Below are 22,611 nucleotides of genomic sequence, written 5' to 3'. Positions count from 1 at the left end.
TTAATGACTGGTTCTTACCAGTACCCCGAGCAGACTCCGCCTCAGTCATATCCCGAGCAGGTGTCGTCGGCGCCGTCGGCGTATCCGGGCACTCTGCCGCCGCCGGTGCCCTATCCGACTCGACGGCGCTGGTCCAAGATCGTCGCGGCGCTGGTGGCGGTGGTGGCACTGGCCGGTGTGTTGACTGCCGTGCTGGTGGCGGGTCGCCGTGGCCCCACCGCTCCGGTGGTGGTTTCCGACACCCAGGCCATGGGCGCCGTCCAGGAGTACCTCAACGCACTGCTCGACGGGGATGACGAGACCGTCGCCCGCCACACGCTGTGCGGGCTGTACGAAGGGGTCAAGGACCGCAAGGCCGATCTCGCGGTGGCCGGTCTGGCCAGTGATGCGTTCCAGAAGCAGTTCAGCCAGGTCGAGGTGACGGGCATCGACGCCAACGTGCCGTGGTCCACCACGCAGGCTCAGGTGCTGTTCACCATGCGCGTCGCACCGGCCAGCGGGGCCGCCCGCGGACAGCGCCCGGTCAGTGACGAACAACAGGGCGTGGCGCAGCTGCTGGTGAAGAGAGACGGGAAGAACGAGCAGGTTCTGGTGTGCTCGTACGTACTACGAACCGGCGGTCAGTACTGACCGCCGGCCGTCAGGTCACGTCAGTTGAAGGAGTCGCCGCAGGCGCAGGAGCCGGTGGCATTCGGGTTGTCGATCGTGAAGCCCTGCTTCTCGATCGAGTCGACGAAATCGATGGTGGCGCCCTGCACGTACGGCGCGCTCATCCGGTCCACGACCAGCTTGACGCCGCCGAACTCGGCGGTGAGGTCGCCGTCGAGGGCGCGGTCGTCGAAGAACAGGTTGTAGCGCAGGCCGGCGCAGCCGCCGGGCTGGACAGCGATCCGCAGCGCGAGGTCGTCGCGGCCTTCCTGGTCCAGCAGCGCCTTCGCCTTCGTCGCCGCAGCGTCGGACAGGGTCACACCGTGGGTTTCGGTGGTGGTGGCGTCCTGAACAGTCATAGCTCTCCCTAAGCATCCCTGGGCAATCGGACGCGTGGACGTACCGCGCGTCTACTACGTCAACGGTACCTTGTTCCACCGCTATTCCCGACTTATCCACAGGCTGGGGCATGTGACCAGGCCACCTGCGGAGGGCAGTAACCTGGCTGTCGTGAAGCTGCTGGGCCGTAAGAAGGACAACGAAGGCGAACCCGCCGCGACCGACCAGGTCACGGATGTCGACGGGGCCGCCGGCGCGACAACCGCGGGCACCGCCCCCAAGGGCAGGCCCACGCCCAAACGCAGCGAGGCCACCAAGCGGCGCGGCCCGGTCGCGCCGGCGCCGCTGACCGCCGCCGAGGCACGTCAGCGCCGTAAGGAGCTGCGCGGGCCGAAGCTGTCCAAGGAAGAGCGCAAGATCGAGCGGCTCACCCGGCGCGCCGACATGGCCGACCGCCGCGAGAAGATGATGGCCGGTGACGAGGCCTACCTGCTCCCCCGCGACAAGGGTCCGGTCCGCCGCTATGTCCGCGACATCGTCGACTCCCGCCGCAACGTGCTGGGCCTGTTCATGCCGGCCGCGCTGGCGATGATCTTCTTCATGCTGGCGCTGCCGTCGCTCAAGTTCCAGCAGATGCTGTCCTACGCGATGCTGATCCTGGTGGTCATCATGCTGATCGACGGGTTCATCGTCGGCCGCAAGGTGAACCACATGGTGGACGAGAAGTTCCCGGGCAACACCGAAAGCGGTTGGAAGCTGGGACTTTACGCGGCCAGCCGAGCGTCGCAGCTGCGTCGCATGCGGGCGCCGCGGCCGGTCGTCGAGCGCGGCGCCAAGATCTCTTGATGCCGCGTCAGGCGGGGTGAGAGTGCGCACCCTGGTGCTCGGCGGCATCCGCTCCGGCAAATCCCAGTGGGCCGAAGCCGCCGTGGCCCGCACCGCCGGAGACGGCGTGCCGGTGCGCTACGTGGCCACCGGACCGGCCGCTGACAGCGATCCGTCCTGGGCCCGACGCGTGGGCGCACATCAGGTTCGTCGTCCCGCGCACTGGCGCACCGTCGAGACCGGTGATGTCGCGGCGGCCCTGACTGCCGGCCCAGAGGAATCAGGCATCGCGACACTCGTCGACGACATCGGCGGCTGGCTGACGGCCACGATGGACCGCGTCGACGCGTGGACCGGGGCACCCGTGACTTCCGAGGTCGACGCGCTCGTAGCGGCGGTGGACGCGTTCACCGCTCCCCTGGTGCTCGTCAGCCCCGAGGTCGGGCTGACCGTGGTCCCCGCCACCGAGGCGGGGCGACGGTTCGCCGACGAGTTGGGCACCGTCAACCAACGCCTGGCCGCGGTGTGCGACCGGGTAGTGCTGGTGGTGGCCGGCCAACCGCTCACGGTGAAGGAGCCGTCATGACCGAACTCGATGCGGCCTTCGCCCCGGTCACCGCACCGGATGCCGAGGTCGCCGCGGCAGCGCGGGCCCGTCAGGCCCGGCTCACCAAGCCGCCGGGCTCGCTCGGTCGCCTCGAGGAGCTCTCGATCTGGGCAGCCTCATGCCAGGGTGTGTGCCCGCCGCGGCCGCTCACCCGGGCGCGCGTGGTGGTGTTCGCCGCCGACCACGGGGTGACGGCAGCCGGGGTGTCGGCTTTCCCGTCCGCGGTGACCGGCCAGATGGTGGCCAACTTCGATGCGGGCGGGGCCGCGATCAACGTGCTGGCCGACGTGGCCGGGGCCACCGTGCGGGTGGCCGACCTCGCCGTCGACTGCGACGAACCGCTCTCCCCCGCGATCGGCGCCCACAAGATCCGCCGCAGCTCGGGCAACATCGCGGTCGAGGACGCGCTCAGCGCCGACGAGACGGTGGCGGCCGTCATGGCGGGCCGCCAGCTCGCCGATGACGAGGTCGACGCCGGGGCGGACCTGCTCATCGCGGGCGATATGGGTATCGGGAACACCACGGCGGCAACCACTTTGGTGGCCGCACTGACCGGCGCCGAACCCGTCGCGGTGGTGGGTCGCGGCACCGGCATCGACGACCACGGGTGGATGCGCAAGACCGGCGCCGTACGTGACGCGCTGTACCGGGCCGGAGACGTGAGGCGTGACCCGATGGGCCTGTTACGGGTGTGCGGCGGCGCCGACCTGGCCGCCATGGCCGGGTTCCTGGCGCAGGCCGCCCTGCGGCGCACCCCGGTACTGCTGGACGGCTTGGTGGTGACGGCGGCAGCCCTGGTGGCCGAGGAGCTGGCACCGGGCGCGAAGGCCTGGTGGCAGGCCGGTCACCGGTCGACCGAGCCGGCCCACAGCCTGGCGCTGTCGCACCTGGGACTGGAGCCGATCGTCGACCTCGGCATGCGGCTCGGCGAGGGCACGGGCGCTGCGGTGGCGCTGCCGGTCGTACGGGCCGCCATCGCCACATTGGCCTCGATGGCCACCTTCGACGAAGCCGGAATCTCCGAAGAGACACCGTGATCGGCGCACTCGGCGGGGCGTTCGCATTCGGCACGGTGGTGCCGGTCCGCACCTCCGTCGGTGTCGGCCGCGGCGCACTCACAGCCCTGCCGGTGGTCGGGCTGGCGCTCGGCGGTCTGGCGGCCGCGGTGGTGACCGGCGGCCAGTGGGCGTTCGGCACCGGCGGTGCCCTGCCCGGACTGCTGGCGGTGGCCGCGCTCCTGCTGGCCACCCGAGGGCTGCACATCGACGGGTTCTGCGACACCGTCGACGGTCTGGGCTGCTACGGCCCGCCGGAACGGGCGCTGGCGGTCATGCGTGACGGTTCGGCCGGCCCCTTCGGCGTCGCCGCGGTGATCGTCGTGATCGGTTGTCAGACACTGGCATTCGCTCAACTCGGCGCGGTCGCCATCATCGTCGCCGTCACGGCGGGCCGGGTCGCCGCGGTGACCGCCTGTCGCCGTTCGGTACCGGCGGCCGCGGGTAGCTCGCTGGGCGGCGCCGTGGCAGGCACCCAGCCGGTCGCTGTGGTGGCGTCCTGGGTGATCGCCGTCGCCGCACTCGCCGCATGGGCGGGCCCCCGGATGTGGCAGGGCCCGGCCGTGGTGCTGGTCGCCGTCGGCGCCTCGGCGTTGCTGGTCGCGCACTGTGTGCGACGGTTCGGCGGGATTACCGGCGACGTGCTCGGCGCGGCCGTCGAGGTGACGACGACGCTGACGGCGCTGGGTCTGGCGGCCGGCTAGTTCAGCCGGGCCATCCAGCCGTGCGTATCGGCGAAGGTGCCCCGCTGGATCCCGGTCAGGGTGTCGCGCAGGGCCATGGTGATCTCGCCCGGTTGCCCGTCGGCGATGGTGAACTCGCCATCCGCGAACTTGACGTGGGAGACCGGGGTGATCACCGCGGCGGTACCGCAGGCGAATACTTCGGTGATCTCGCCCGCAGCGGCCTTCTTCTGCCATTCGGCGACGTCGATCTTGCGTTCCTCGACCGCGAAACCGGCATCGGTGGCCAACTGCAACAACGAATCTCGCGTGATGCCCGGCAACAGCGAACCGGACAGCTCCGGCGTGACGAGGCGGGCCGAGCCGCCGCTGCCGAAGACGAAGAACAGGTTCATCCCGCCCATCTCCTCGACGTAGCGACGCTCGAGCGCGTCCAGCCACACCACCTGATCGCAGCCGTTGTCGGCGGCCTGGGCCTGCGCGAGCAGCGAGGCCGCGTAGTTGCCGCCGAACTTGGCCGCGCCGGTGCCGCCCGGGGAGGCCCGCACGTACTCGTGCGACAGCCACACGCTGACCGGCTTGATGCCGCCCTTGAAGTACGCCCCGGCCGGTGAGCCGATCACCAGGTACCGGTAGTCGTTGGCCGGGCGCACGCCCAGCCCCGGTTCGGTGGCGATCACGAACGGCCGCAGATACAGCGACTCCTCGCCGCCTGCCGCGGGCACCCACTTGTCGTCGACCGCGATCAGTTGGCGCAGCGACTCGATGAACACGTCCTCGGGAAGCTCCGGGATGGCCAGCCGTCGCGACGAGGCCTGCAACCGCGCCGCGTTGGCTTCCGGCCGGAACGACACGATCGATCCGTCCGCCCAGCGGTACGCCTTCAGGCCCTCGAACACTTCCTGCGCGTAGTGCAGGACGATGGCCGACGGATCGAGTTCGATCGGCCCGTACGGGACCACCCGCGGGTCGTGCCAGCCCTGCCCGGCGGTGTAGTCGATGGCCACCATGTGGTCGGTGTGGTATTTGCCGAAGCCCGGGTTGGCCAGAATGGATTCGCGTACCGCATCGGTCGCCGGATTCGCGTTGGCTGAAACCGTGAACTCGAGATGGCCGCTAGTCATGCAGCGATTGTATCGCCCGGTCGCTAGCGCATTTCCTCGCGGGAGCGGGAGCTCAGCGGGTGTGCGGGGCCACGAACGGCGGCTTGACCACTTCGCATTCGACGGCGCGGCCACGCACGTCCACACTCACCCGCTGCCCGTCGGCGATGTCGGTGGCGGTGTCGATGAACGCCAGCGCGATACCGACTTTCAATGACGGCGAGAACGTTCCCGAAGTCGTGGTGCCGATCCGGGTATCCCCGTCGAGCACCGCGAGATCGGCGCGCAGCACCCCGCGGCCGACGGCCTTGAGGCCGCGCAGCACCCGGGCCGGGCCGGCCTCCTTCTCGGCCAGCAGCGCGTCGCGGCCCCAGAACGCGTCCTTCTTCCACCCGATCGCCCAGCCGCAGCGGGCCTGCAGCGGCGAGATGTCCAGCGACAGTTCGTGTCCGTGCAGCGGGTAGCCCATCTCGGTGCGCAGCGTGTCGCGAGCGCCCAGGCCCGCCGGTTCCCCGCCGGCCGCGCGCACGGCCGTGACGAGGGCGTCGAACACCACACCGGCGCGGTCCCAGGCCGGCAGCAACTCGTAGCCGTGCTCGCCGGTGTACCCGGTACGGCAGACCCGCACGAAGACACCGTCGTACTCGGCGTCGGCGTACCCCATGTAGTCCATCTCGGTGGGCAGCCCCAGCGCCTCGAGCACTTCGGCGGATTTCGGCCCCTGCACGGCGAGCACGGCATATGAGCGGTGCTCGTCGGTGATGGTCAGCCCGTCGGGGGCGTTCTTCTGCAGTTCGGCCACGACGGCCGCGGTGTTGGCGGCGTTGGGCACCAGGAAGATCTCGTCGTCGGAGACGTAGTAGGCGATCAGGTCGTCGATCACTCCGCCTGATTCCGTGCAGCACAGGGTGTACTGGGCCTTGCCCGGGCCGATCCGGTTCAGGTCGTTGGTGAGGGCCGAGTTGACGTAGGCTGCCGCCCCAGGCCCTTTGACCAGGGCTTTTCCGAGGTGGCTGACATCGAAGAGGCCGACGGTGTCGCGTGTGGCGTTGTGTTCGGAGACGGTCCCGGCGTAGGACACCGGCATCAGCCACCCACCGAATTCGGCGAAACTGGCGCCCAGTTCGCGGTGGCGGTCTTCCAGAGGTCCGTGCAGCAGGTCGTCAGTCACGGATTCACCCTAATCTGCCTGCCGGAACGGGCCGACCAATTGCACACTGGTCTGGTGGTCGATTTCGATGCACTGGCCGCCGCCGGGATTACCGATGCGCGGGACCGTGCCCCGCTCATCGAGTACCTCGACGGGCTGGGGTTCACCGCCGAGCAGATGGTCGAGGCCGAGTCTCGCGGTCGGCTGTTCGGGCTGGCCGGGGATGTCCTGCAGTGGTCGGGACCGCCCGAATACTGTCTGGCCGATGTGGCCGCCGAGCTCGACGTGCCCCTGGAAGATGTCCAGCGGGCGTGGGCCGCGCTGGGCCTGACCGTGGCCGGCTGCGAGGTGAAGACCCTGAGCCGGGCAGATCTGGAGACCTTGCGTACCTGGGCGGAGTTGCGGGTACTGGTCGGCGATGTCGAGGCCACCGGGCTGCTGCGCGTGATCGGCTCGGGTATGGCTCGCCTGGCCGAAGCCCTGTCGGCGATGAGCCGGGCCAGCACCCCCGACATCCAGCTCAACGTCACGCATGACGAGCTCGCCACCGCCAGGGCATACCGGACGGCCGCCGGGTTCATCCCGAGAATCGGCTCGATGATCGACGCAGTGCACCGCCACCATGTGATGAGCGCACGCAGCTACTTCGAGCATGTCGTCCGCGACGACTCGTCGAATGTGGTGTGCGGCATCGGTTTCGCCGATCTGTCTGGGTTCACCGCGCTCACGCAGATGTTGACGTCGGCCGAATTGTCGGCGCTGCTCAACGAGTTCAGCGCCACGAGTACCGAGGTCGTGCACGCCGCCGGCTGCCGCGTGGTGAAGTTCATCGGGGACGCCATCATGTGGGTCGGCTCCGAGCCTGCCGAGGTGCTCCAGGTCGCCATGGACCTGGTGACCCACCCCCGGGCCGCCGAGACTCACCTGCAGGTGCGCGCCGGTGTCGATTTCGGCGAGGTGCTGGCCATCGGCGGAGACTATTTCGGCAACGCGGTGAATCGGGCGGCCCGCCTCGTCGCCGTCGCCGACCCCAGTCAGGTCCTGGTGTCCGAGCCGCTGCGCGAACTCCTCGACGGGCAGGCGTTCGCGCCGCCTCGCTCTCTGACGCTGAAGGGTTTCGCCACACCGGTCACGGCGTATCCGCTGCGTCTAGGGTGGGCGGGGTGAGCCCAGCAAATCCCGGTTACCAGGTTCCCAATGTCACCGTCAGCTCGTCGCTGCCCAAACGCAAGAGCGACGCCGTGCTGATCGTTCCCGTGGTCAGCGGTCCGGATGACGACGCGACCGCCACCGTCGTCGCCAACCCGTTCCTCGACGCCGAGGCGGTCGGTGAGATCGAGGTCGCCCTCGCCGCGCTCGGCGCCAAGGGTGGCACCGATCAGGTCACCAGAGTGGTCGCGCCGTCACTCCCGGTGGCCAGTGTGCTGGCCGTCGGCCTCGGCAAGCCGCGCGACGAGTGGCCCGCCGACGTGATCCGCCGCGCCGCCGGTACCGCCGCGCGATCGTTGAACGGCACCGAGAAGATCGTCACCACGTTGTCCGACATCGACCTGGAAGCCGCCGTCGAGGGCCTGATCCTGGGCTCCTACCGCTTCAGTGACTTCCGCAGCGCCAAGACCGCACCCAAGGATGCCGGCCTCACCGCGATCGTCGCCCTGACCGCGGACACCAAGGCCGCGACCAAGAACCAGGCCCAGCGCGCCGTGGACATCGCTTCGGCGGTCGCGACCGCCCGGGACTTCGTCAACACTCCGCCCAGCCACCTGTTTCCCGACGAATTCGCCAAGCGCGCAAAGGCTTTGGGTGAAGCCGCCGGCCTTGAGGTCGAGGTGCTCGACGACAAGGCCCTGACCAAGGCCGGCTACGGCGGGATCGTCGGCGTCGGCAAGGGATCGTCACGCCCGCCGCGTCTGGTGCGGTTGATCCACCGGGGCGCGGGTAAGAAGCCCAAGCGCGTCGCGCTGGTCGGCAAGGGCATCACGTTCGACACCGGCGGCATCTCGATCAAGCCTGCCGCCAACATGCATCACATGACCTCGGACATGGGTGGCGCCGCGGCGGTCATCGCGACCGTCGTGCTGGCCGCCAGGCAGAACCTTCCGATCGAGGTGATCGCGACCGTGCCGATGGCCGAGAACATGCCGTCGGCGACGGCCCAGCGCCCCGGCGATGTGCTCACCCAGTACGGCGGGATCACCGTCGAGGTGCTCAACACCGACGCCGAGGGCCGGCTGATCCTGGCCGACGCGATTGTGCGGGCCTGCGAGGACAACCCCGATTACCTCATCGAGACCTCGACGCTGACCGGTGCGCAGACCGTCGCACTGGGTGCCCGCACCCCGGGCGTGATGGGCAGCGAGGAGTTCCGCGACCGGGTCGCGACGCTGTCGCAGGCTGTCGGTGAAAATGCTTGGGCCATGCCGCTTCCCGAGGAACTCAAGGACGACCTGAAGTCGACGGTGGCCGACCTGGCCAACGTCAGCGGGTCACGCTACGCCGGGATGCTGGTGGCCGGGACGTACCTGCGGGAGTTCGTCGCCGACGGGGTCGAGTGGACACACATCGACATCGCCGCGCCGGCCTACAACACCGGCGGCCCATGGGGTTACACGCCCAAGGGCGGTACCGGCGTGCCGACGCGGACGATGTTCGCGGTCCTGGAGGATATCGCCGCGAACGGCTGATCATGTTGCCGCCCAAGGTGAACGAGATGTCGAGGATCGCCTGCGACCTCGCCGTCGTGTTCGCCTTGGGCGCTGCGCTCGCCGGCTGTACCGAGTCATCGGGCCCGCCCGCCGCTGCCCCGAGCACAACCGCATCCGCGATGCCTCCCACCACCGCGCCGGCCGCCCCGGTCGGCGCACAACCGCGTCTGGCCACGGACCCGGACCGGCTGGCGCAGGATCTGGTGGCTGACGAGCGGGCACTGCGCGACCCGTCGACACCGGAGGCGGCAATGACGCAGGCCGCCCGCCGCCAGCAGGTGGCCTACCGTGCGATCGGCCGTCACCCCGAGTGGGACGGCATCATCCGTCCCCGTATCCCGGCCGACTTGGTCGCGTTCTACGACCGCAATGTCGACGCGCAGCGGCAGCTCGCCACGCTGGCCCACCCGAAGGACACCCTGCCCGCGTGGCGCATCGAGCCGCAGCCCCCGGCCGACGTGCTTCTGGGCGCGTACCGCGACGCCGAGGCGGCCTCCGGAGTGGGCTGGAACTTCCTCGCCGCGATCAACCTGATCGAAACGCACTTCGGCAGCGTGAGCGGTACCAGCACGGCAGGAGCCCAGGGGCCGATGCAGTTCATGCCGTCCACCTTCGCGGCGTACGGTCTTGGCGGCGACATCCACTCACCCAGAGACAGCATCATGGCGGCGGGTAATTACCTGGCCGCCAACGATTTTGCGACCAACCCCGACAACGCCCTGTACCGCTACAACAACGCCGACGCGTACGTGCGAGCAGTCAGTGACTATGCCGCCGCGATGGCCGCCGATCCGGCGGCGTTCGGCGCGTTCTACCGCTGGGACGTCTACTACGTCTCAACAGCCGGTGACGTGCTGCTGCCGATCGGGTACGCCGCCGAATCGCCGATACCGGTCGGCGAGTACCTGACGGCGCACCCGCAGTAGCGGTTAGAGCGACCCGGCCCGCGCCGCCCGGCGCAATGCCGATGGCACCAGCCGCGCCACGCCGTAGGCCGCGTAGGCCTCCGGAGTCACCGGGCGGACCGCCTTGCCCTTGACGACGGACGCGACGATGGCCTTGGCCACCTTGTCCGGCCCGTAGCGACGAGCGGCGAAGGCTTTCTTGGTTTGGGCCCGCAATTGCTCCACCTGTCCCTGCTTGTCGGCGGGGACGTCGAAGCGAGTGGTGTCGATGATGTTCGTGTCGATCATGCCCGGGCAGATCGTGGTCAAACCGACTCCCGCCGAGTCCAATTCGGCACGCAGGCAGTCGGAGAACATGAACACCGCGGCCTTGCTGGTGGAGTAGGCGTTCATTGACGCCGACGGCGAGTAGGCCGCCATGGAGGCCACGTTGACGATGTGCCCGCCCGTGCCGCGGTCGACCAGCCGTCGGGCAAATGACCTGCAGCAGTTGACGACTCCGCCGAAGTTCACATCGAGCACCCGGTCGTACTGCTCTGCCGGGGTGTCGAGGAACTTTCCGCCGTGGCCGATTCCGGCGTTGTTGACCACCACGTCGGGCACCCCGTGGGTGTTGCAGACCTGCTCGACGAAGCTCTCCACGGCCTCGGCGTCGGACACGTCGAGGCCGTAGGCATGTGCCACCCCGCCGCGGGCGGCGATCTCGTTGGCAGTGGACTTGGCCGATGCCTCGTCGATGTCGCTGACCACGATTTCGGCGCCCTGCGCCGCGAAGGCCAGTGCGGTGGCCCGGCCGATGCCGCTGCCGGCGCCGGTCACCGAAACCAGTGTGTCGCTGAAGGGTTCACGCGAGCGGCCGACCTGAGCGCGTCGCAGTGCCCGGGACGCCGGGGCGCCCTCGATGTGTTCGATCAGTTCGGCTGTCGCGTTGGCGATGGCCCGCCAGTGCGAGAACGGGGCCCAGTGCCCGGCTTTGAGGTCGCGCCGCCACAGCAGCGGCACCCACTTGGACGCCTCGTCGTAGCCGTGCCCGCGGACAACGGGATCGTGGTCGTTGCAGATCAACTGCACGGGCACCGTCACGTAGTGGTCATTGCGCAGCGTGGTGAACGAGCGGATCGCGTTGGCCCGGTAGATCTTGAGCGAGTTGGCCGCGTCGACGTCGAGCGTCTCGGACTGAAATTTGGGACCAGGGGTGTCGATGGCCTGCAGTCGGCGCGCCGCACCCCGACGCATCAGCGCGGGTGCGAGCACCGGGACCGAGAACGGAATCCAGTAGCTGAACCGCGATGCCAGGTTCACCGCCTTGGCGAACCGGATGGGCCGGTACGGGCGGGAGAGCCGGCCCCGCACGAACGAGCCGTAATGGTCGGTGCTGGGCCCCGACACCGACGTGAAGGACGCCACCTTCTCCGAGGCCTCGGGGCGGCTCAGGTACTCCCAGACACCCACCGAACCCCAGTCGTGCGCCAGCACGTGCACGGGGCGGCCGGGACTCACGGCGTCGATCACCGCGGAGAGGTCATCGGCGAACCGGTCCATCCGGTAGGCCCTGACGGCTTTGGGCACGTCCGATGCGCCTGCGCCCCGGTTGTCGTACCGCACGATGTGGAAGCGGTCCCCCAGCTCACCGGTCACGCCGTTCCACAGCACGTGCGAGTCGGGCCATCCGTGCGCCATCACCAGCGTGGGGCGCTGCCGGTCCCCTTGTTCGTAAACCGCGATGCGGGTTCCGTCCGAGCTGACGACGAAGCGCTGCATAGTCCACCCCTCCACGAGGTACCTGTAACGAACAGTATCCAATACCGGAGGTATCGGCTGTCTCCGACTCTAGCGGTCGTCGAGCTCCCGGCGCACGGCGCGTTCCCGTTCGATGCGCCGCCGCGCGTCGTAGTCCCGCATGCGTTGCGGATAGCCGACCTTCTGGACGTCGTACACCGGGATCTGCAACCGGCCGCTGAGCCGGCGCGCCCCGGCCTCACCACCGGCGCGGCGCCGGGTCCATTCCCCGTCCCCAGCAACCAGCACGACGGTCACGTCGGTGACGGTGGTGCGGGGTTCCACGAACGCCTCGACCCCGGCGTGCTCGGCCACCCAGCGCTGGAGATACCGCAGATCCTCGTCCGCTTCGGCGCCGGATCCGCGCGCCGAGCGACCCCGGCGGAACGTATCGAACAACCCCAACGGAACGGTCTCCTCAGTTCTGGGGAAGTTCGTCGAACTGCCCTGCAAACCCTCACTCGATAGTGCCAGAGCTCGGAGCAACCCTGAGTGCGTGCGAATGGTGCTGCAGTGACAGGATGGTTCCGACAATCCACCTAGGTGCCGTACCCAGTGCACCTAGCTGTGGTAAGCCAGAGTTCGAGTCGTCACAAGTGACCGTCCGAGGAGTCAAAACACATGGCCATCTCCGTCCAGATGCCCGCGCTAGGTGAGAGCGTCACCGAGGGGACCGTCACCCGCTGGCTTAAACAGGAGGGCGACACCGTCGAACTCGACGAGCCGCTGCTGGAGGTGTCCACGGACAAGGTCGACACCGAGATCCCGTCGCCCGCCGCAGGCGTGTTGACGAAGATCGTCGCCCAGGAGGACGACACCGTCGAGATCGGTGGCGAGCTCGCAGTCATCGGCGAGGCCGGTGAGCAAGCCGAGGCAGCACCGGCTCCGGAAGCCAAGCCGGAGCCCGAGCCCGAGCCCCAGGCCACCGCGCCTTCGGCCGCCCCGGCCGAGACCGCTGCTCCGGAGCCCGCAGCCCCGGCCCAGCCGGCACCAGCCGCCCCCGCGCCCGCTGCCGCATCCGGTTCGGCCACCACCGTCGTGATGCCTGAGCTCGGCGAGTCGGTCACCGAGGGCACGGTCACCCGGTGGCTCAAGAAGGTCGGCGACTCCGTCGGCGTCGACGAGCCGCTGGTCGAGGTGTCCACCGACAAGGTCGACACCGAGATCCCGTCGCCGGTGGCCGGCACCTTGCTGGAGATCACCGCCCAGGAGGACGACACCGTCGCCGTCGGCGGCGAGCTCGCCAAGATCGGCGACGCCTCCGCTGCACCGGCCGCTGCGCCGGCCGCACCCGCTCCGGCCCCCGCGGCACCCGCTCCCGCCGCCCCGGCTCCTGAGCCCAAGCCGGAACCGAAGCCCGAACCCAAGCCCGAGCCGGCACCTGCCGCCGCGCCCGCGGCACCTGCACCCGCCGCGGCGCCGGCAGCCCCGGCACCTGCCGCTGCTCCCGCCGCAGGCGACGGCTCGCCGTACGTCACCCCGCTGGTGCGAAAGTTGGCCGCGGAGAACGGCGTTGACCTCGCCACGGTCAAGGGCACCGGCGTCGGTGGCCGGGTCCGCAAGCAGGACGTGCTCGCGGCGGCCGAGGCGAAGAAGGCTCCCCCGGCGCCTGCCGCACCTGCAGCGCCTGCCGCCCCCGCGGCAGCCGCACCCGCGGCGGCGGCACCGGCACCGGCCCTGGCCCACCTGCGCGGAACCACGCAGAAGGCCAACCGGATTCGCCAGATCACCGCGAAGAAGACGCGCGAATCGCTGCAGGCCACAGCTCAGCTGACGCAGACCCACGAGGTCGACATGACCAAGATCGTGGCGTTGCGGGCCCGGGCCAAGGCCGACTTCGCCGAGCGCGAGGGCGTCAACCTCACGTACCTGCCGTTCATCGCGCGCGCCGTGATCGATGCGCTGAAGATCCACCCGAACGTCAACGCCAGCTACAACGAGGACACCAAGGAGATCACCTACTACGACGCCGAGCACCTGGGCTTCGCGGTCGACACCGAGCAGGGTCTGCTGTCGCCGGTGATCCACAACGCCGGTGACCTGTCGCTGGGCGGGCTGGCACGTGCCATCTCCGACATCGCAGCCCGGGCCCGGTCGGGCAACCTCAAGCCCGACGAGTTGTCCGGCGGCACGTTCACCATCACCAACATCGGCAGCCAGGGCGCGCTGTTCGACACCCCGATCCTGGTGCCGCCGCAGGCGGCGATGCTGGGCACGGGCGCGATCGTCAAGCGGCCGCGGGTGATCTCGGATGCCTACGGCAACGAGTCGATCGGTGTGCGCTCGGTGTGCTACCTGCCGCTGACCTACGACCACCGACTGATCGACGGCGCCGACGCCGGCCGGTTCGTGACCACCATCAAGCGCAGGCTCGAAGAAGGTGCTTTCGAGGCCGACCTCGGGCTGTAAGAGCCGTTAGGAGGGGCTCCCCACTGTGGCGGATGCCGTCATCGCGATAGCGGGATCATCCGGTCTGATCGGTTCGGCGCTGGTGTCAACGCTGCGCGCCGCCGATCGCCGGGTGCTCCGGATCGTACGCAGGGCACCATCGAACGGCGACGAGCTGTTCTGGAACCCCGACACCGGGGAGTTCGACGCCGGCGCGCTGCAGGGCGTGGACGCGGTGGTCAACCTCTGCGGTGTCGGCGTCGGCGACAAACGGTGGTCGGGTGCCTTCAAACAGAGCCTGCGCGACAGCCGGATCGGGCCCACCGAGGTGCTGGCCGGGGCTGTGGCCGACGCCGGCGTGCCGGTCCTGATCAACGCCAGTGCCGTCGGCTATTACGGCGACACCAGGGACCGGGTGACCGACGAGTCCGCACCCGAGGGTCAGGGTTTCCTGGCGGGGTTGTGCGCCGACTGGGAAGCGGCCACCGCGCCTGCCGTCGCGGCCGGGTCGCGGGTGGTGCTGTTGCGCACCGGCCTGGTGATGGCCCCGTCCGGGGGCATGGTGAACCGCCTCAAACCGCTGTTCTCGCTGGGCCTGGGCGCCCGGCTGGGCAACGGCAGGCAGTACATCCCGTGGATCAGCCTGGAGGACGAGGTCCGAGCGGTGCTGTTCGCGATGTCGAACGAAAGCCTGTCCGGCCCGGTCAATCTCACCGGACCGGCACCGGTGACCAACGCCGAGTTCACCGCGGCACTGGGCCGCGCCCTCAACCGGCCCACCCCGGTGATGGTCCCTGGATTCGCGTTGCGCACGTTGCTGGGCGAGATCGCCGACGAAGGACTGCTGGTGGGCCAGCGCGCCATCCCCGCGGCCCTGGAACGCGCAGGCTTCGACTTCCACCACAAGACCGTCGGCGAGGCGCTGGCGTACGCCACTGCACCCAAAGACCTGTGAGTGAGGATCCTGGGAGGCTGCGGCGTACCGTCGACGCTGTGACATCCATCCGCTCGGCCGCCACTGCTCCCCTCGAGGTGCGACGCCTGGGCACGCTCGATTACGAAGCCGCCTGGGACCTACAGCGCGAGATCGCCGACGCCAGGGTGGCCGGCGGGCCGGACACCCTGCTGCTGCTCCAGCACCCCGCCGTCTACACCGCGGGCAAGCGCACCGAGCCGCACGAACGCCCGGTGGACGGCACCCCCGTCGTCGACACGGACCGCGGCGGCAAGATCACCTGGCACGGCCCCGGACAGCTGGTGGGCTACCCGATCATCGGGTTGGCCGAACCGCTGGATGTGGTGAATTTCGTTCGGCGCCTTGAACAAGCACTCATCAGCGTGTGCGCGGATCTCGGCCTGGAAACGGGCCGGGTCGAGGGACGGTCCGGCGTCTGGGTTGCCGGCGACGGGCTCAGGCCGGCCCGCAAGGTCGGGGCGATCGGGATCCGGGTGTCCCGCGCGACGACGCTGCACGGGTTCGCGCTGAACTGTGACTGCGATCTGTCGGCGTTCTCCTCGATCGTGCCGTGCGGGATCGCCGACGCCGGCGTGACGTCGCTGACCGCCGAACTCGGCCGCCGCATCACCGTCGAGGAAGTCACCGACCGGGTCGCCGCCACCGTGAGCGACGCGCTGGACGGGCGGCTGGAAGTGGCACTGAACGTAGGATGAACTCGTGACTGTGGTGCCTGAAGGTCGGAAGCTCCTGCGTCTGGAAGTGCGCAACGCGCAGACGCCCATCGAACGCAAGCCACCCTGGATCAAGACCCGGGCCAAGATGGGTCCGGAGTACACCGAGCTCAAGGGCCTGGTGCGCCGCGAAGGCCTGCACACGGTGTGCGAGGAGGCCGGCTGCCCCAACATCTTCGAGTGCTGGGAGGACCGGGAGGCCACGTTCCTGATCGGCGGCGAGCAGTGCACGCGACGCTGCGACTTCTGCCAGATCGACACCGGCAAGCCGGCCGAGCTGGACCGCGACGAACCGCGCCGGGTCGCCGAGAGCGTGCAGGCGATGGGGCTGAAGTACTCGACGGTGACCGGTGTGGCCCGCGACGACCTGCCCGACGGTGGGGCGTGGCTGTACGCCGAGACAGTCCGTCAGATCCATGCGCTCAACCCGAACACCGGGGTGGAGTTGCTGGCCCCGGACTTCAACGGCAACCCGGACCAGTTGGCCGAGGTGTTCGAGTCACGCCCAGAAGTGTTCGCGCACAACGTCGAAACGGTGCCGCGCATCTTCAAGCGGATTCGTCCGGCGTTCCGCTACGACCGCAGCCTGGCCGTGATCACCGCCGCCCGCAACTTCGGTCTGGTCACCAAGTCCAACCTGATCCTCGGGATGGGCGAGACCATCGACGAGGTGCACACCGCGCTGCGCGACCTGCACGACGCCGGCTGCGACATCGTCACCATCACCCAGTATCTGCGGCCGTCCCCGCGCCACCACCCGGTGGAGCGCTGGGTGCACCCCGACGAGTTCGTCGCCCTGTCGAGCTATGCCGAGGGCCTGGGATTCGCCGGCGTGCTGGCCGGTCCGCTGGTTCGTTCGTCGTACCGCGCGGGCAAGCTCTATGCGCAGGCCGCGCGGGTTCGGTTCGCCGATCGGCCCCCCGTATCCTGATGTAATGGCGAAAACCCGCAATGCCGCTGAGACCAAGGCGGCAAAGGCCGAGGCGAAGGCTGCCCGCAAGGCGGCCTCCAAGCAGCGGCGTAGTCAGCTGTGGCAGGCATTCCAGATCCAGCGCAAAGAGGACAAACGCCTCCTGCCGTACATGATCGGCGCGTTCGTGCTGATCGTGGCTGCCGCGGTGGTCGCCGGCCTGCTCATCGGCGGGTTCACGATGTACACGCTCATCCCCCTCGGCATCGTGTTGGGCGCGCTGGTCGCCTTCATCATCTTCGGCCGTCGGGCACAGAAGTCGGTGTACACGAAGGCCGAGGGGCAGACGGGTGCGGCGGCTTGGGCGCTGGACAATCTGCGCGGCAAGTGGCGCGTCACCCCTGGCGTCGCGGCGACCGGTCATTTCGACGCGGTACACCGCGTGATCGGCCGGCCCGGTGTGATCTTCGTCGGCGAGGGCTCGGCCAACCGGGTCAAGCCGCTGCTGGCGCAGGAGAAGAAGCGCACCGCACGTCTGGTCGGCGAGATCCCGATCTACGACATCGTGGTCGGCAACGGCGACGGCGAGGTGCCGCTGTCCAAGCTGGAACGGCACCTGAACAAGCTGCCGGCGAACATCACGGTCAAGCAGATGGATTCGATCGAGTCGCGGCTCGCCGCGCTCGGCACCAAGACCGGTCCGGCCGGGATGCCCAAGGGCCCGATGCCCGCCGGCGCGAAGATGCGCGGTGTGCAGCGGCGCGTTCAGCGCAAGTAGCCGGTGCGGCCTAGCGCCGCACCACCGCAGTGAACGTCAGCCGGTCGTGCAGACCGCGCAGATCACTGTCGGAAACCAGCGGCGGGATCACCAACGCGATCAACACCACCCGCAGGAATGCCCGCACGATCCCGATCCGATCGCGGCCGTCGGCCGGCGCCACCGCCAGGCCTACGGCGAGCTGTCCCGGGGTGAACGAGAACAGCCGCACGGCGACGGTGCCGAGCACCATCCAGATCACCAGAACGGCCGTGGAGAGCATCGGCAGCGAAATGAAGCCGAGGGCCATCACCAGACCGGCCAGCCCGTAGGCCACCAGCCAATCGATGCACAGCGCACCGAGCCGCCGGCCCATCCGCGCCAGCGAACCAGGCCCCGACTCAGGCAGACCGAGGCGCTCACCAGGGTATTTACCCTGGCCGTCCTGGCCGTCCCCGCCGTCGCCCGCATCGAAAGGTCCGGGTCCGGACAGCCAAGTTCCCATCGTGCGCGCCATAGGGCAAGAATAGGCGGAGCCGCTTCAGCGACGGTCAGTAGCTCACGTCACAAAGAACGGTCATCGCGTAACTTGCGCGCAACATATGGTTGACGACTGCGCAACATCGTGTCCTTAGCGTCAACCCGCGGGTTACCAGTAAAGGAGAACACTCAGTGGCAGAAAAGACGTCCGACGACATCTTCAAGCTGATCAAGGACGAGAACGTCGAGTACGTCGACATTCGCTTCTGCGATCTGCCCGGCGTCGTCCAGCACTTCTCGATCCCGGCGTCGGCGTTCGACCAGAGCGTCTTCGAGGACGGCCTCGCGTTCGACGGTTCGTCGGTCCGCGGCTTCCAGTCGATCCACGAATCCGACATGATGCTGCTGCCGGATCCCGATACCGCGCGCATCGACCCGTTCCGCGCCGCCAAGACGCTGAACCTGAACTTCTTCGTGCACGATCCGTTCACCCGTGAGGCGTACTCCCGCGACCCGCGCAACGTGGCCCGCAAGGCGGAGAACTACCTTGCCAGCACCGGCATCGCCGACACCTGTTACTTCGGTGCCGAGGCCGAGTTCTACATCTTCGACTCGGTGTCGTTCGACTCCCGAATGAACGGCACCTTCTACGAGGTCGATTCCGAGTCCGCGTGGTGGAACACCGGCGAGCCCGCCGAGGCCGACGGCTCCCCCAACCTCGGCTACAAGGTTCGCCCCAAGGGTGGGTACTTCCCCGTCGCTCCCTACGACCACTACGTGGATCTGCGCGACGAGATGTCGACCAACCTGATCAACGCCGGCTTCACGCTCGAGCGCGGTCACCACGAGGTGGGCACCGCCGGCCAGGCCGAGATCAACTACAAGTTCAACACGCTGCTGCACGCGGCCGACGATGTGCTGCTGTTCAAGTACATCATCAAGAACACCGCGTGGCAGAACGGCAAGACCGTCACCTTCATGCCGAAGCCGCTGTTCGGTGACAACGGTTCCGGCATGCACGCCCACCAGTCGCTGTGGAAGGACGGCAAGCCGCTGTTCCACGACGAGTCCGGCTACGCGGGCCTGTCCGACATCGCTCGCCACTACATCGGCGGCATCCTGCACCACGCCCCGTCGCTGCTGGCGTTCACCAACCCGACGGTGAACTCCTACAAGCGCCTGGTGCCGGGCTACGAGGCCCCGATCAACCTGGTGTACAGCCAGCGCAACCGCTCGGCCTGTGTCCGCATCCCGATCACCGGCAACAACCCGAAGGCCAAGCGCCTCGAGTTCCGCTGCCCGGACAGCTCGGGTAACCCGTACCTGGCGTTCGCGGCCATGCTGATGGCCGGCATCGACGGCATCAAGAAGAAGATCGAGCCGCTGGCCCCGGTCGACAAGGATCTCTACGAGCTGCCGCCGGACGAGGCCGCCAACATCCCGCAGGCCCCGACCTCGCTGGCCGCGGTGATCGACCGCCTCGAAGAGGATCACGAGTACCTCACCGAGGGTGGCGTGTTCACCGAGGATCTGATCGAGACCTGGATCTCCTACAAGCGGGAGAACGAGATCATGCCGATCCAGATCCGGCCTCACCCGTACGAGTTCAGCCTGTACTACGACGTCTAAGTCGTCCAAGTCGGCTCAGTCTGTGGCCCCCGGCTCTTGCCGGGGGCCACAGTCTTAGGCTAACCTAACTGCCGTGAGCGCGACCGCTCACGGTGCTGACAACCTCACAGGTCAACGGAGAGATTCGTTGGCCTTTTCGTTTCTCTCCAGCCGTATTCGCAGATGAGAGAACGAGGTTCACCATGTTCACGGTTTTCATGTTGGTCAAGACCAATCCGGAATGGCTCGGATTCCCGGTGGCCAAACGCTTCGACGAGTTGGCCCGGCACCTGCAGCCGATTCTCGACCGCCACCCCGCGGTGAATTTCCGTTGGTACGACACGGAGTTCTACACCGCCAGGGTCACCGACCTCCTGCTGTGGGAGACCGCCGATCCGCACGAGTATGAGCTCGCGGTCGAGGAACTGCGCGAAACACCACTCTGGGACCGCTATTTCACCATCGTCGAGATCCTCCCCGGGGTGGCGAACGCGTACGCCGACAACTACGGCCGATCCGCCATCGGCTAGCACCCGACGGGCGACCAGCTCGGCACCGAACGCACAATGGACCGCATGCGTGTTCTGGTGCAGCGGGTGACATCGGCCAGCGTTACCGTCGACGGCGACGTCGTCGGCGCGATCGAGCCGAACCCGCAAGGGCTGGTCGCCCTGGTCGGGGCGACCCATGACGATGACGCCGCCAAGGCCCGGCGGATGGCCGAAAAGCTCTGGCAGTTACGGATTCTCGACGGTGAGAAGTCCGCGTCGGACGTTGCCGCACCCATCCTGGTGATCAGCCAGTTCACGCTGTATGCCAACACCGACAAGGGCAGGCGGCCGTCCTGGAACGCGGCCGCACCCGGTCCCGTTGCCGAACCGCTGGTGGCTGCATTCGCCGACGCGCTCGAAGAGTTGGGTGCGGTTGTGCAAACAGGAGTTTTCGGGGCGCATATGCAGGTGGAACTGGTCAATGACGGGCCGGTAACGGTGATGCTCGAGCTGTGAGTTTCCTGGCCGTGTGAGCGTATTGTCTGCCTATGACGACCAATCTGGATACCCGACTCGGCTCGCTTTCGCCCGCCGTCATCAGTTTGTTCCGCGTCGTGTTCGGTCTCCTGTTCACCATCCACGGGGCATCGAAACTATTTGCCTGGCCCGTCGATTCCGGTGGCGGCGCCACCCCGGTCGGCACCTGGCCGTACTGGTATGCCGGTGTCATCGAACTGGTACTCGGCCTGCTGATTCTGGTCGGGTTGTTCACCCGCATCGCGGCGTTCATCGCCTCCGGCGAGATGGCGTTCGCCTACTTCACCCAGCATCAGCCCAAGGGCCTGTGGCCGATCGAGAACGGCGGCGAGCTCGCCGTGCTGTACTGCTTCGGCTTCCTGCTGCTCGCCGCAATCGGTGGTGGCGCTTACGCGTTGGATGCGGCGCGCAGCAAGAGCAGGAGTTAGTCCAGCGCGAGGTCTGTGCGGAACCGTTTCAGACCGTCGATCTTCTCGGCCAGCGTGGCGTCGGGGCCGGAGTAGAACATCCACGGCATGGTGATGATGCCCTGGATGCCTCCGGCTTCGGCGCGCGCGTAGTGCTCGGGCGTGAACGCGTCCGTGAGCGGTGTGATGACGGTGAAATCGTCCATCGTCAGACCTTTTTCGGCGCGCAGGTCACGTAGTCGGGCCACCCGCTGCAGGGCAGCGTCCGTGGAGATCAGGTCGCCGATCCAGCCGTCGTGGCGCGCCGCGCGGCGCAGCGCGATATCGGACAGCCCGCCGACATAGATCGGGATCCGCGGCGGTGTGGGCTCCATCTCCAGTCGGGGTGTGGTGTAGAACTCGCCGTCGAACTCGGTCCAGCCGGGCTCCCACAGCTTCTTCATCAACTCGAGCATCTCGTCGGTGCGCTTGCCACGTCGCGCGAACTGCTGCCCCAGCAGCTCGAACTCCTCCTCGCACCAACCGACACCGATGCCGAGTTCCAGCCGCCCACCGGCCAGGTAGGCCGCGGTGCCAATGGCTTTCGCGGCCGAGTACGGATCGCGCATCGCCGGCAGGTAGACCGTGGTGACGAACTTGAGCCGGGTGGTGACGAGCGCCAGCGCGCCGATCATCACCCACGGGTCCGGCCAGTCGGTGAATGCCTCCCAGCGCCGCTTGCCGTCCTTGGTGTAGGGATACGGCGTCTTCAGCGTCTCCAGGTTCACCACGTGATCCGGGATGCCCATCCCGTCGTAGCCGAGATCGTCTGCGGCCCTGGCTACTTCGACGGCCTCCCGGGTATCCATGAAGGCCATGCTCACGTAGAACCTCATCCGGCATCCCGCGCCCAGGCCGGGGTGATGAAGACACCTTCGGCCTCGACGGTGATCCCGTCGCCGTCGCTGATATGGCCCCGCGCAAAGGTTTTGACGCCTTCGGTGCGGTCGATGTAGGCCTCGGCGCGCAGCGGCCCCAGCGGCGTGCCGCGGTTGTACCGGCAGGTGATGGTCCCGGTGTAGCGCGGCTCGTTCAGCCCGCCGCTGGCCACCTCGCCGAGAATGTGGTCGAGCACCAGCGCGCAGATGCCGCCGTGTACCCAGCCGAGCGGCCCCTCATACGCCGCGCCCAGCACGAATTCACTCCAGCAGCTGCCATCGTCGGCGTGCTCGATCACCAGCGGCGGGGCCAGCGCGTTACGCAGCCCGACGACGGGGTTGGCCCACACCACCGGGCGGTTCGTCTCGGCGTGCAGCAGGGCGTGCGGCCCGTCGCGCTGTTCGCGGCGCAGCGAGGCGGTGACGGCCTCGACGGCGGCGGTGGCCTCGGCGATGGTCTGCGGGTCCACCTGGGTGCGCACACCGGCGTCCACGAGTTCGCGCATCGCCTGGGCAAAGGGTTCGTAGAGCGCTTCGAGCCGATCGTGCTCGGCGGCGGAGATGACGTCGAACGTGTGCTTCATCCGGACTCCCAGTGAATTGGTTATACGCCCTTATTAACATCACG

The 22,611-nt window shown here is 68.4% G+C and carries 25 protein-coding genes; 17 read left to right on the top strand and 8 right to left on the bottom strand.

Annotation, left to right across the window (positions count from 1 at the left end; all coding sequences use genetic code 11):
• The first annotated feature begins 3 nt into the window (after positions 1–3).
• Entirely contained in the window at positions 4–630 is a 627-nt protein-coding gene (locus tag G6N57_RS18165) for an Rv0361 family membrane protein (RefSeq protein WP_077741170.1), read from the top strand.
• A gap of 20 nt (positions 631–650) precedes the next feature.
• Here the strand turns inward: G6N57_RS18165 and G6N57_RS18160 are convergent, their stop codons facing one another.
• Positions 651–1,007 (bottom strand): HesB/IscA family protein, encoded by a 357-nt coding sequence (locus G6N57_RS18160; protein ID WP_029108748.1) that lies wholly within the window; start codon positions 1,005–1,007, stop codon positions 651–653.
• Positions 1,008–1,158: 151 nt separating this feature from the next.
• Between G6N57_RS18160 and G6N57_RS18155 the strand changes: the two genes are divergently transcribed.
• Genes G6N57_RS18155 through G6N57_RS18140 form a run of 4 tightly spaced genes read left to right on the top strand, consistent with a single transcriptional unit; the run spans position 1,159 to position 4,178 of the window.
• Positions 1,159–1,833 carry a DUF3043 domain-containing protein gene (locus G6N57_RS18155; protein WP_097925863.1) on the top strand — a complete coding sequence of 225 codons (675 nt, stop codon included), beginning with the start codon at positions 1,159–1,161 and terminating at the stop codon, positions 1,831–1,833.
• Positions 1,834–1,855: 22 nt separating this feature from the next.
• Complete coding sequence (locus G6N57_RS18150; RefSeq protein ID WP_097925862.1) at positions 1,856–2,398, top strand: bifunctional adenosylcobinamide kinase/adenosylcobinamide-phosphate guanylyltransferase; 543 nt, start codon at positions 1,856–1,858, stop codon at positions 2,396–2,398.
• Positions 2,395–3,456 (top strand): nicotinate-nucleotide--dimethylbenzimidazole phosphoribosyltransferase, encoded by a 1,062-nt coding sequence (gene cobT, locus G6N57_RS18145; RefSeq protein ID WP_097925861.1) that lies wholly within the window; start codon positions 2,395–2,397, stop codon positions 3,454–3,456. The genes G6N57_RS18150 and cobT overlap by 4 nt, the downstream gene beginning before the upstream one ends.
• Complete coding sequence (locus G6N57_RS18140; RefSeq protein ID WP_097925860.1) at positions 3,453–4,178, top strand: adenosylcobinamide-GDP ribazoletransferase; 726 nt, start codon at positions 3,453–3,455, stop codon at positions 4,176–4,178. The genes cobT and G6N57_RS18140 overlap by 4 nt, the downstream gene beginning before the upstream one ends.
• Here the strand turns inward: G6N57_RS18140 and G6N57_RS18135 are convergent.
• Positions 4,175–5,281, bottom strand: coding sequence for a branched-chain amino acid aminotransferase (locus G6N57_RS18135; RefSeq protein WP_077741171.1), 1,107 nt, complete (start codon positions 5,279–5,281; stop codon positions 4,175–4,177). The two genes, G6N57_RS18140 and G6N57_RS18135, sit on opposite strands and share 4 nt — an antisense overlap.
• A gap of 52 nt (positions 5,282–5,333) precedes the next feature.
• Positions 5,334–6,431, bottom strand: a complete 1,098-nt coding sequence (gcvT, locus tag G6N57_RS18130) for a glycine cleavage system aminomethyltransferase GcvT (RefSeq protein WP_097925859.1) — start codon at positions 6,429–6,431, stop codon at positions 5,334–5,336.
• A 54-nt stretch (positions 6,432–6,485) separates the two neighbouring features.
• Here gcvT and G6N57_RS18125 point away from each other — a divergent pair, with 54 nt between their 5' ends.
• From G6N57_RS18125 to G6N57_RS18115, 3 genes are read left to right on the top strand one after another with little or no spacing between them, the layout of a single operon-like run.
• The gene (locus G6N57_RS18125; RefSeq protein WP_077742007.1) at positions 6,486–7,577 is read left to right on the top strand and encodes an adenylate/guanylate cyclase domain-containing protein; all 1,092 of its coding nucleotides are present in this window, start codon (positions 6,486–6,488) and stop codon (positions 7,575–7,577) included.
• Entirely contained in the window at positions 7,574–9,094 is a 1,521-nt protein-coding gene (locus G6N57_RS18120; RefSeq protein WP_077742008.1) for a leucyl aminopeptidase, read from the top strand. Before G6N57_RS18125 ends, G6N57_RS18120 begins: the two co-directional genes overlap by 4 nt.
• 26 nt (positions 9,095–9,120) lie before the next feature.
• A complete protein-coding gene (locus tag G6N57_RS18115) occupies positions 9,121–10,041 on the top strand; it encodes a lytic transglycosylase domain-containing protein (protein WP_077742009.1) in 921 nt (306 codons plus the stop codon).
• Positions 10,042–10,044: 3 nt separating this feature from the next.
• On the opposite strand, the gene G6N57_RS18110 is transcribed toward G6N57_RS18115, so the two are convergent.
• Complete coding sequence (locus G6N57_RS18110) at positions 10,045–11,781, bottom strand: SDR family oxidoreductase (protein WP_077741172.1); 1,737 nt, start codon at positions 11,779–11,781, stop codon at positions 10,045–10,047.
• Positions 11,782–11,850: 69 nt separating this feature from the next.
• Positions 11,851–12,204 (bottom strand): oxidoreductase, encoded by a 354-nt coding sequence (locus G6N57_RS18105; RefSeq protein WP_077741173.1) that lies wholly within the window; start codon positions 12,202–12,204, stop codon positions 11,851–11,853.
• Between the two features lie 216 nt (positions 12,205–12,420).
• Between G6N57_RS18105 and sucB the strand changes: the two genes are divergently transcribed.
• Genes sucB through G6N57_RS18080 form a run of 5 tightly spaced genes read left to right on the top strand, consistent with a single transcriptional unit; the run spans position 12,421 to position 17,564 of the window.
• On the top strand, positions 12,421–14,208 hold the full coding sequence (sucB, locus tag G6N57_RS18100) for a 2-oxoglutarate dehydrogenase, E2 component, dihydrolipoamide succinyltransferase (RefSeq protein ID WP_097925857.1): 1,788 nt from the start codon (positions 12,421–12,423) through the stop codon (positions 14,206–14,208).
• 25 nt (positions 14,209–14,233) lie between these two features.
• On the top strand, positions 14,234–15,142 hold the full coding sequence (locus tag G6N57_RS18095; RefSeq protein WP_077741175.1) for a TIGR01777 family oxidoreductase: 909 nt from the start codon (positions 14,234–14,236) through the stop codon (positions 15,140–15,142).
• A 38-nt stretch (positions 15,143–15,180) separates the two neighbouring features.
• Complete coding sequence (gene lipB, locus G6N57_RS18090) at positions 15,181–15,858, top strand: lipoyl(octanoyl) transferase LipB (RefSeq protein ID WP_077741176.1); 678 nt, start codon at positions 15,181–15,183, stop codon at positions 15,856–15,858.
• Between the two features lie 4 nt (positions 15,859–15,862).
• Positions 15,863–16,807 (top strand): lipoyl synthase, encoded by a 945-nt coding sequence (gene lipA / locus G6N57_RS18085; protein ID WP_077741177.1) that lies wholly within the window; start codon positions 15,863–15,865, stop codon positions 16,805–16,807.
• A gap of 4 nt (positions 16,808–16,811) precedes the next feature.
• Positions 16,812–17,564, top strand: coding sequence for a DUF4191 domain-containing protein (locus G6N57_RS18080; RefSeq protein ID WP_077741178.1), 753 nt, complete (start codon positions 16,812–16,814; stop codon positions 17,562–17,564).
• 10 nt (positions 17,565–17,574) lie between these two features.
• On the opposite strand, the gene G6N57_RS18075 is transcribed toward G6N57_RS18080, so the two are convergent.
• Positions 17,575–18,060: an RDD family protein gene (locus G6N57_RS18075; protein WP_174814492.1), complete on the bottom strand. Its 486-nt coding sequence runs from the start codon at positions 18,058–18,060 to the stop codon at positions 17,575–17,577.
• A gap of 155 nt (positions 18,061–18,215) precedes the next feature.
• On the opposite strand from G6N57_RS18075, the gene glnA reads away from it, so the two are divergent.
• The 4 genes from glnA to G6N57_RS18055 all read left to right on the top strand — a co-directional run bounded on the left by glnA (position 18,216) and on the right by G6N57_RS18055 (position 21,087).
• Positions 18,216–19,652 carry a type I glutamate--ammonia ligase gene (glnA, locus tag G6N57_RS18070; protein WP_077741179.1) on the top strand — a complete coding sequence of 479 codons (1,437 nt, stop codon included), beginning with the start codon at positions 18,216–18,218 and terminating at the stop codon, positions 19,650–19,652.
• A 182-nt stretch (positions 19,653–19,834) separates the two neighbouring features.
• Positions 19,835–20,161 carry a darcynin family protein gene (locus G6N57_RS18065; protein ID WP_077741180.1) on the top strand — a complete coding sequence of 109 codons (327 nt, stop codon included), beginning with the start codon at positions 19,835–19,837 and terminating at the stop codon, positions 20,159–20,161.
• A 45-nt stretch (positions 20,162–20,206) separates the two neighbouring features.
• Positions 20,207–20,638, top strand: a complete 432-nt coding sequence (dtd, locus tag G6N57_RS18060) for a D-aminoacyl-tRNA deacylase (RefSeq protein ID WP_077742011.1) — start codon at positions 20,207–20,209, stop codon at positions 20,636–20,638.
• A gap of 32 nt (positions 20,639–20,670) precedes the next feature.
• Positions 20,671–21,087 (top strand): DoxX family protein, encoded by a 417-nt coding sequence (locus G6N57_RS18055; protein ID WP_077741181.1) that lies wholly within the window; start codon positions 20,671–20,673, stop codon positions 21,085–21,087.
• On the opposite strand, the gene G6N57_RS18050 is transcribed toward G6N57_RS18055, so the two are convergent.
• A complete protein-coding gene (locus G6N57_RS18050) occupies positions 21,084–21,941 on the bottom strand; it encodes a TIGR03619 family F420-dependent LLM class oxidoreductase (RefSeq protein ID WP_077741182.1) in 858 nt (285 codons plus the stop codon). The two genes, G6N57_RS18055 and G6N57_RS18050, sit on opposite strands and share 4 nt — an antisense overlap.
• Positions 21,938–22,567, bottom strand: coding sequence for a PaaI family thioesterase (locus G6N57_RS18045; RefSeq protein WP_077741183.1), 630 nt, complete (start codon positions 22,565–22,567; stop codon positions 21,938–21,940). The genes G6N57_RS18050 and G6N57_RS18045 overlap by 4 nt, the downstream gene beginning before the upstream one ends.
• Positions 22,568–22,611: the final 44 nt, after the last annotated feature.

Origin of the sequence: Mycolicibacterium boenickei (genome assembly GCF_010731295.1) — a bacterium.
Lineage (GTDB): Bacteria > Actinomycetota > Actinomycetes > Mycobacteriales > Mycobacteriaceae > Mycobacterium > Mycobacterium boenickei.
Note: the sequence above shows the minus strand (reverse complement) of the source record. Positions and strands in the feature narration are given on the sequence as shown.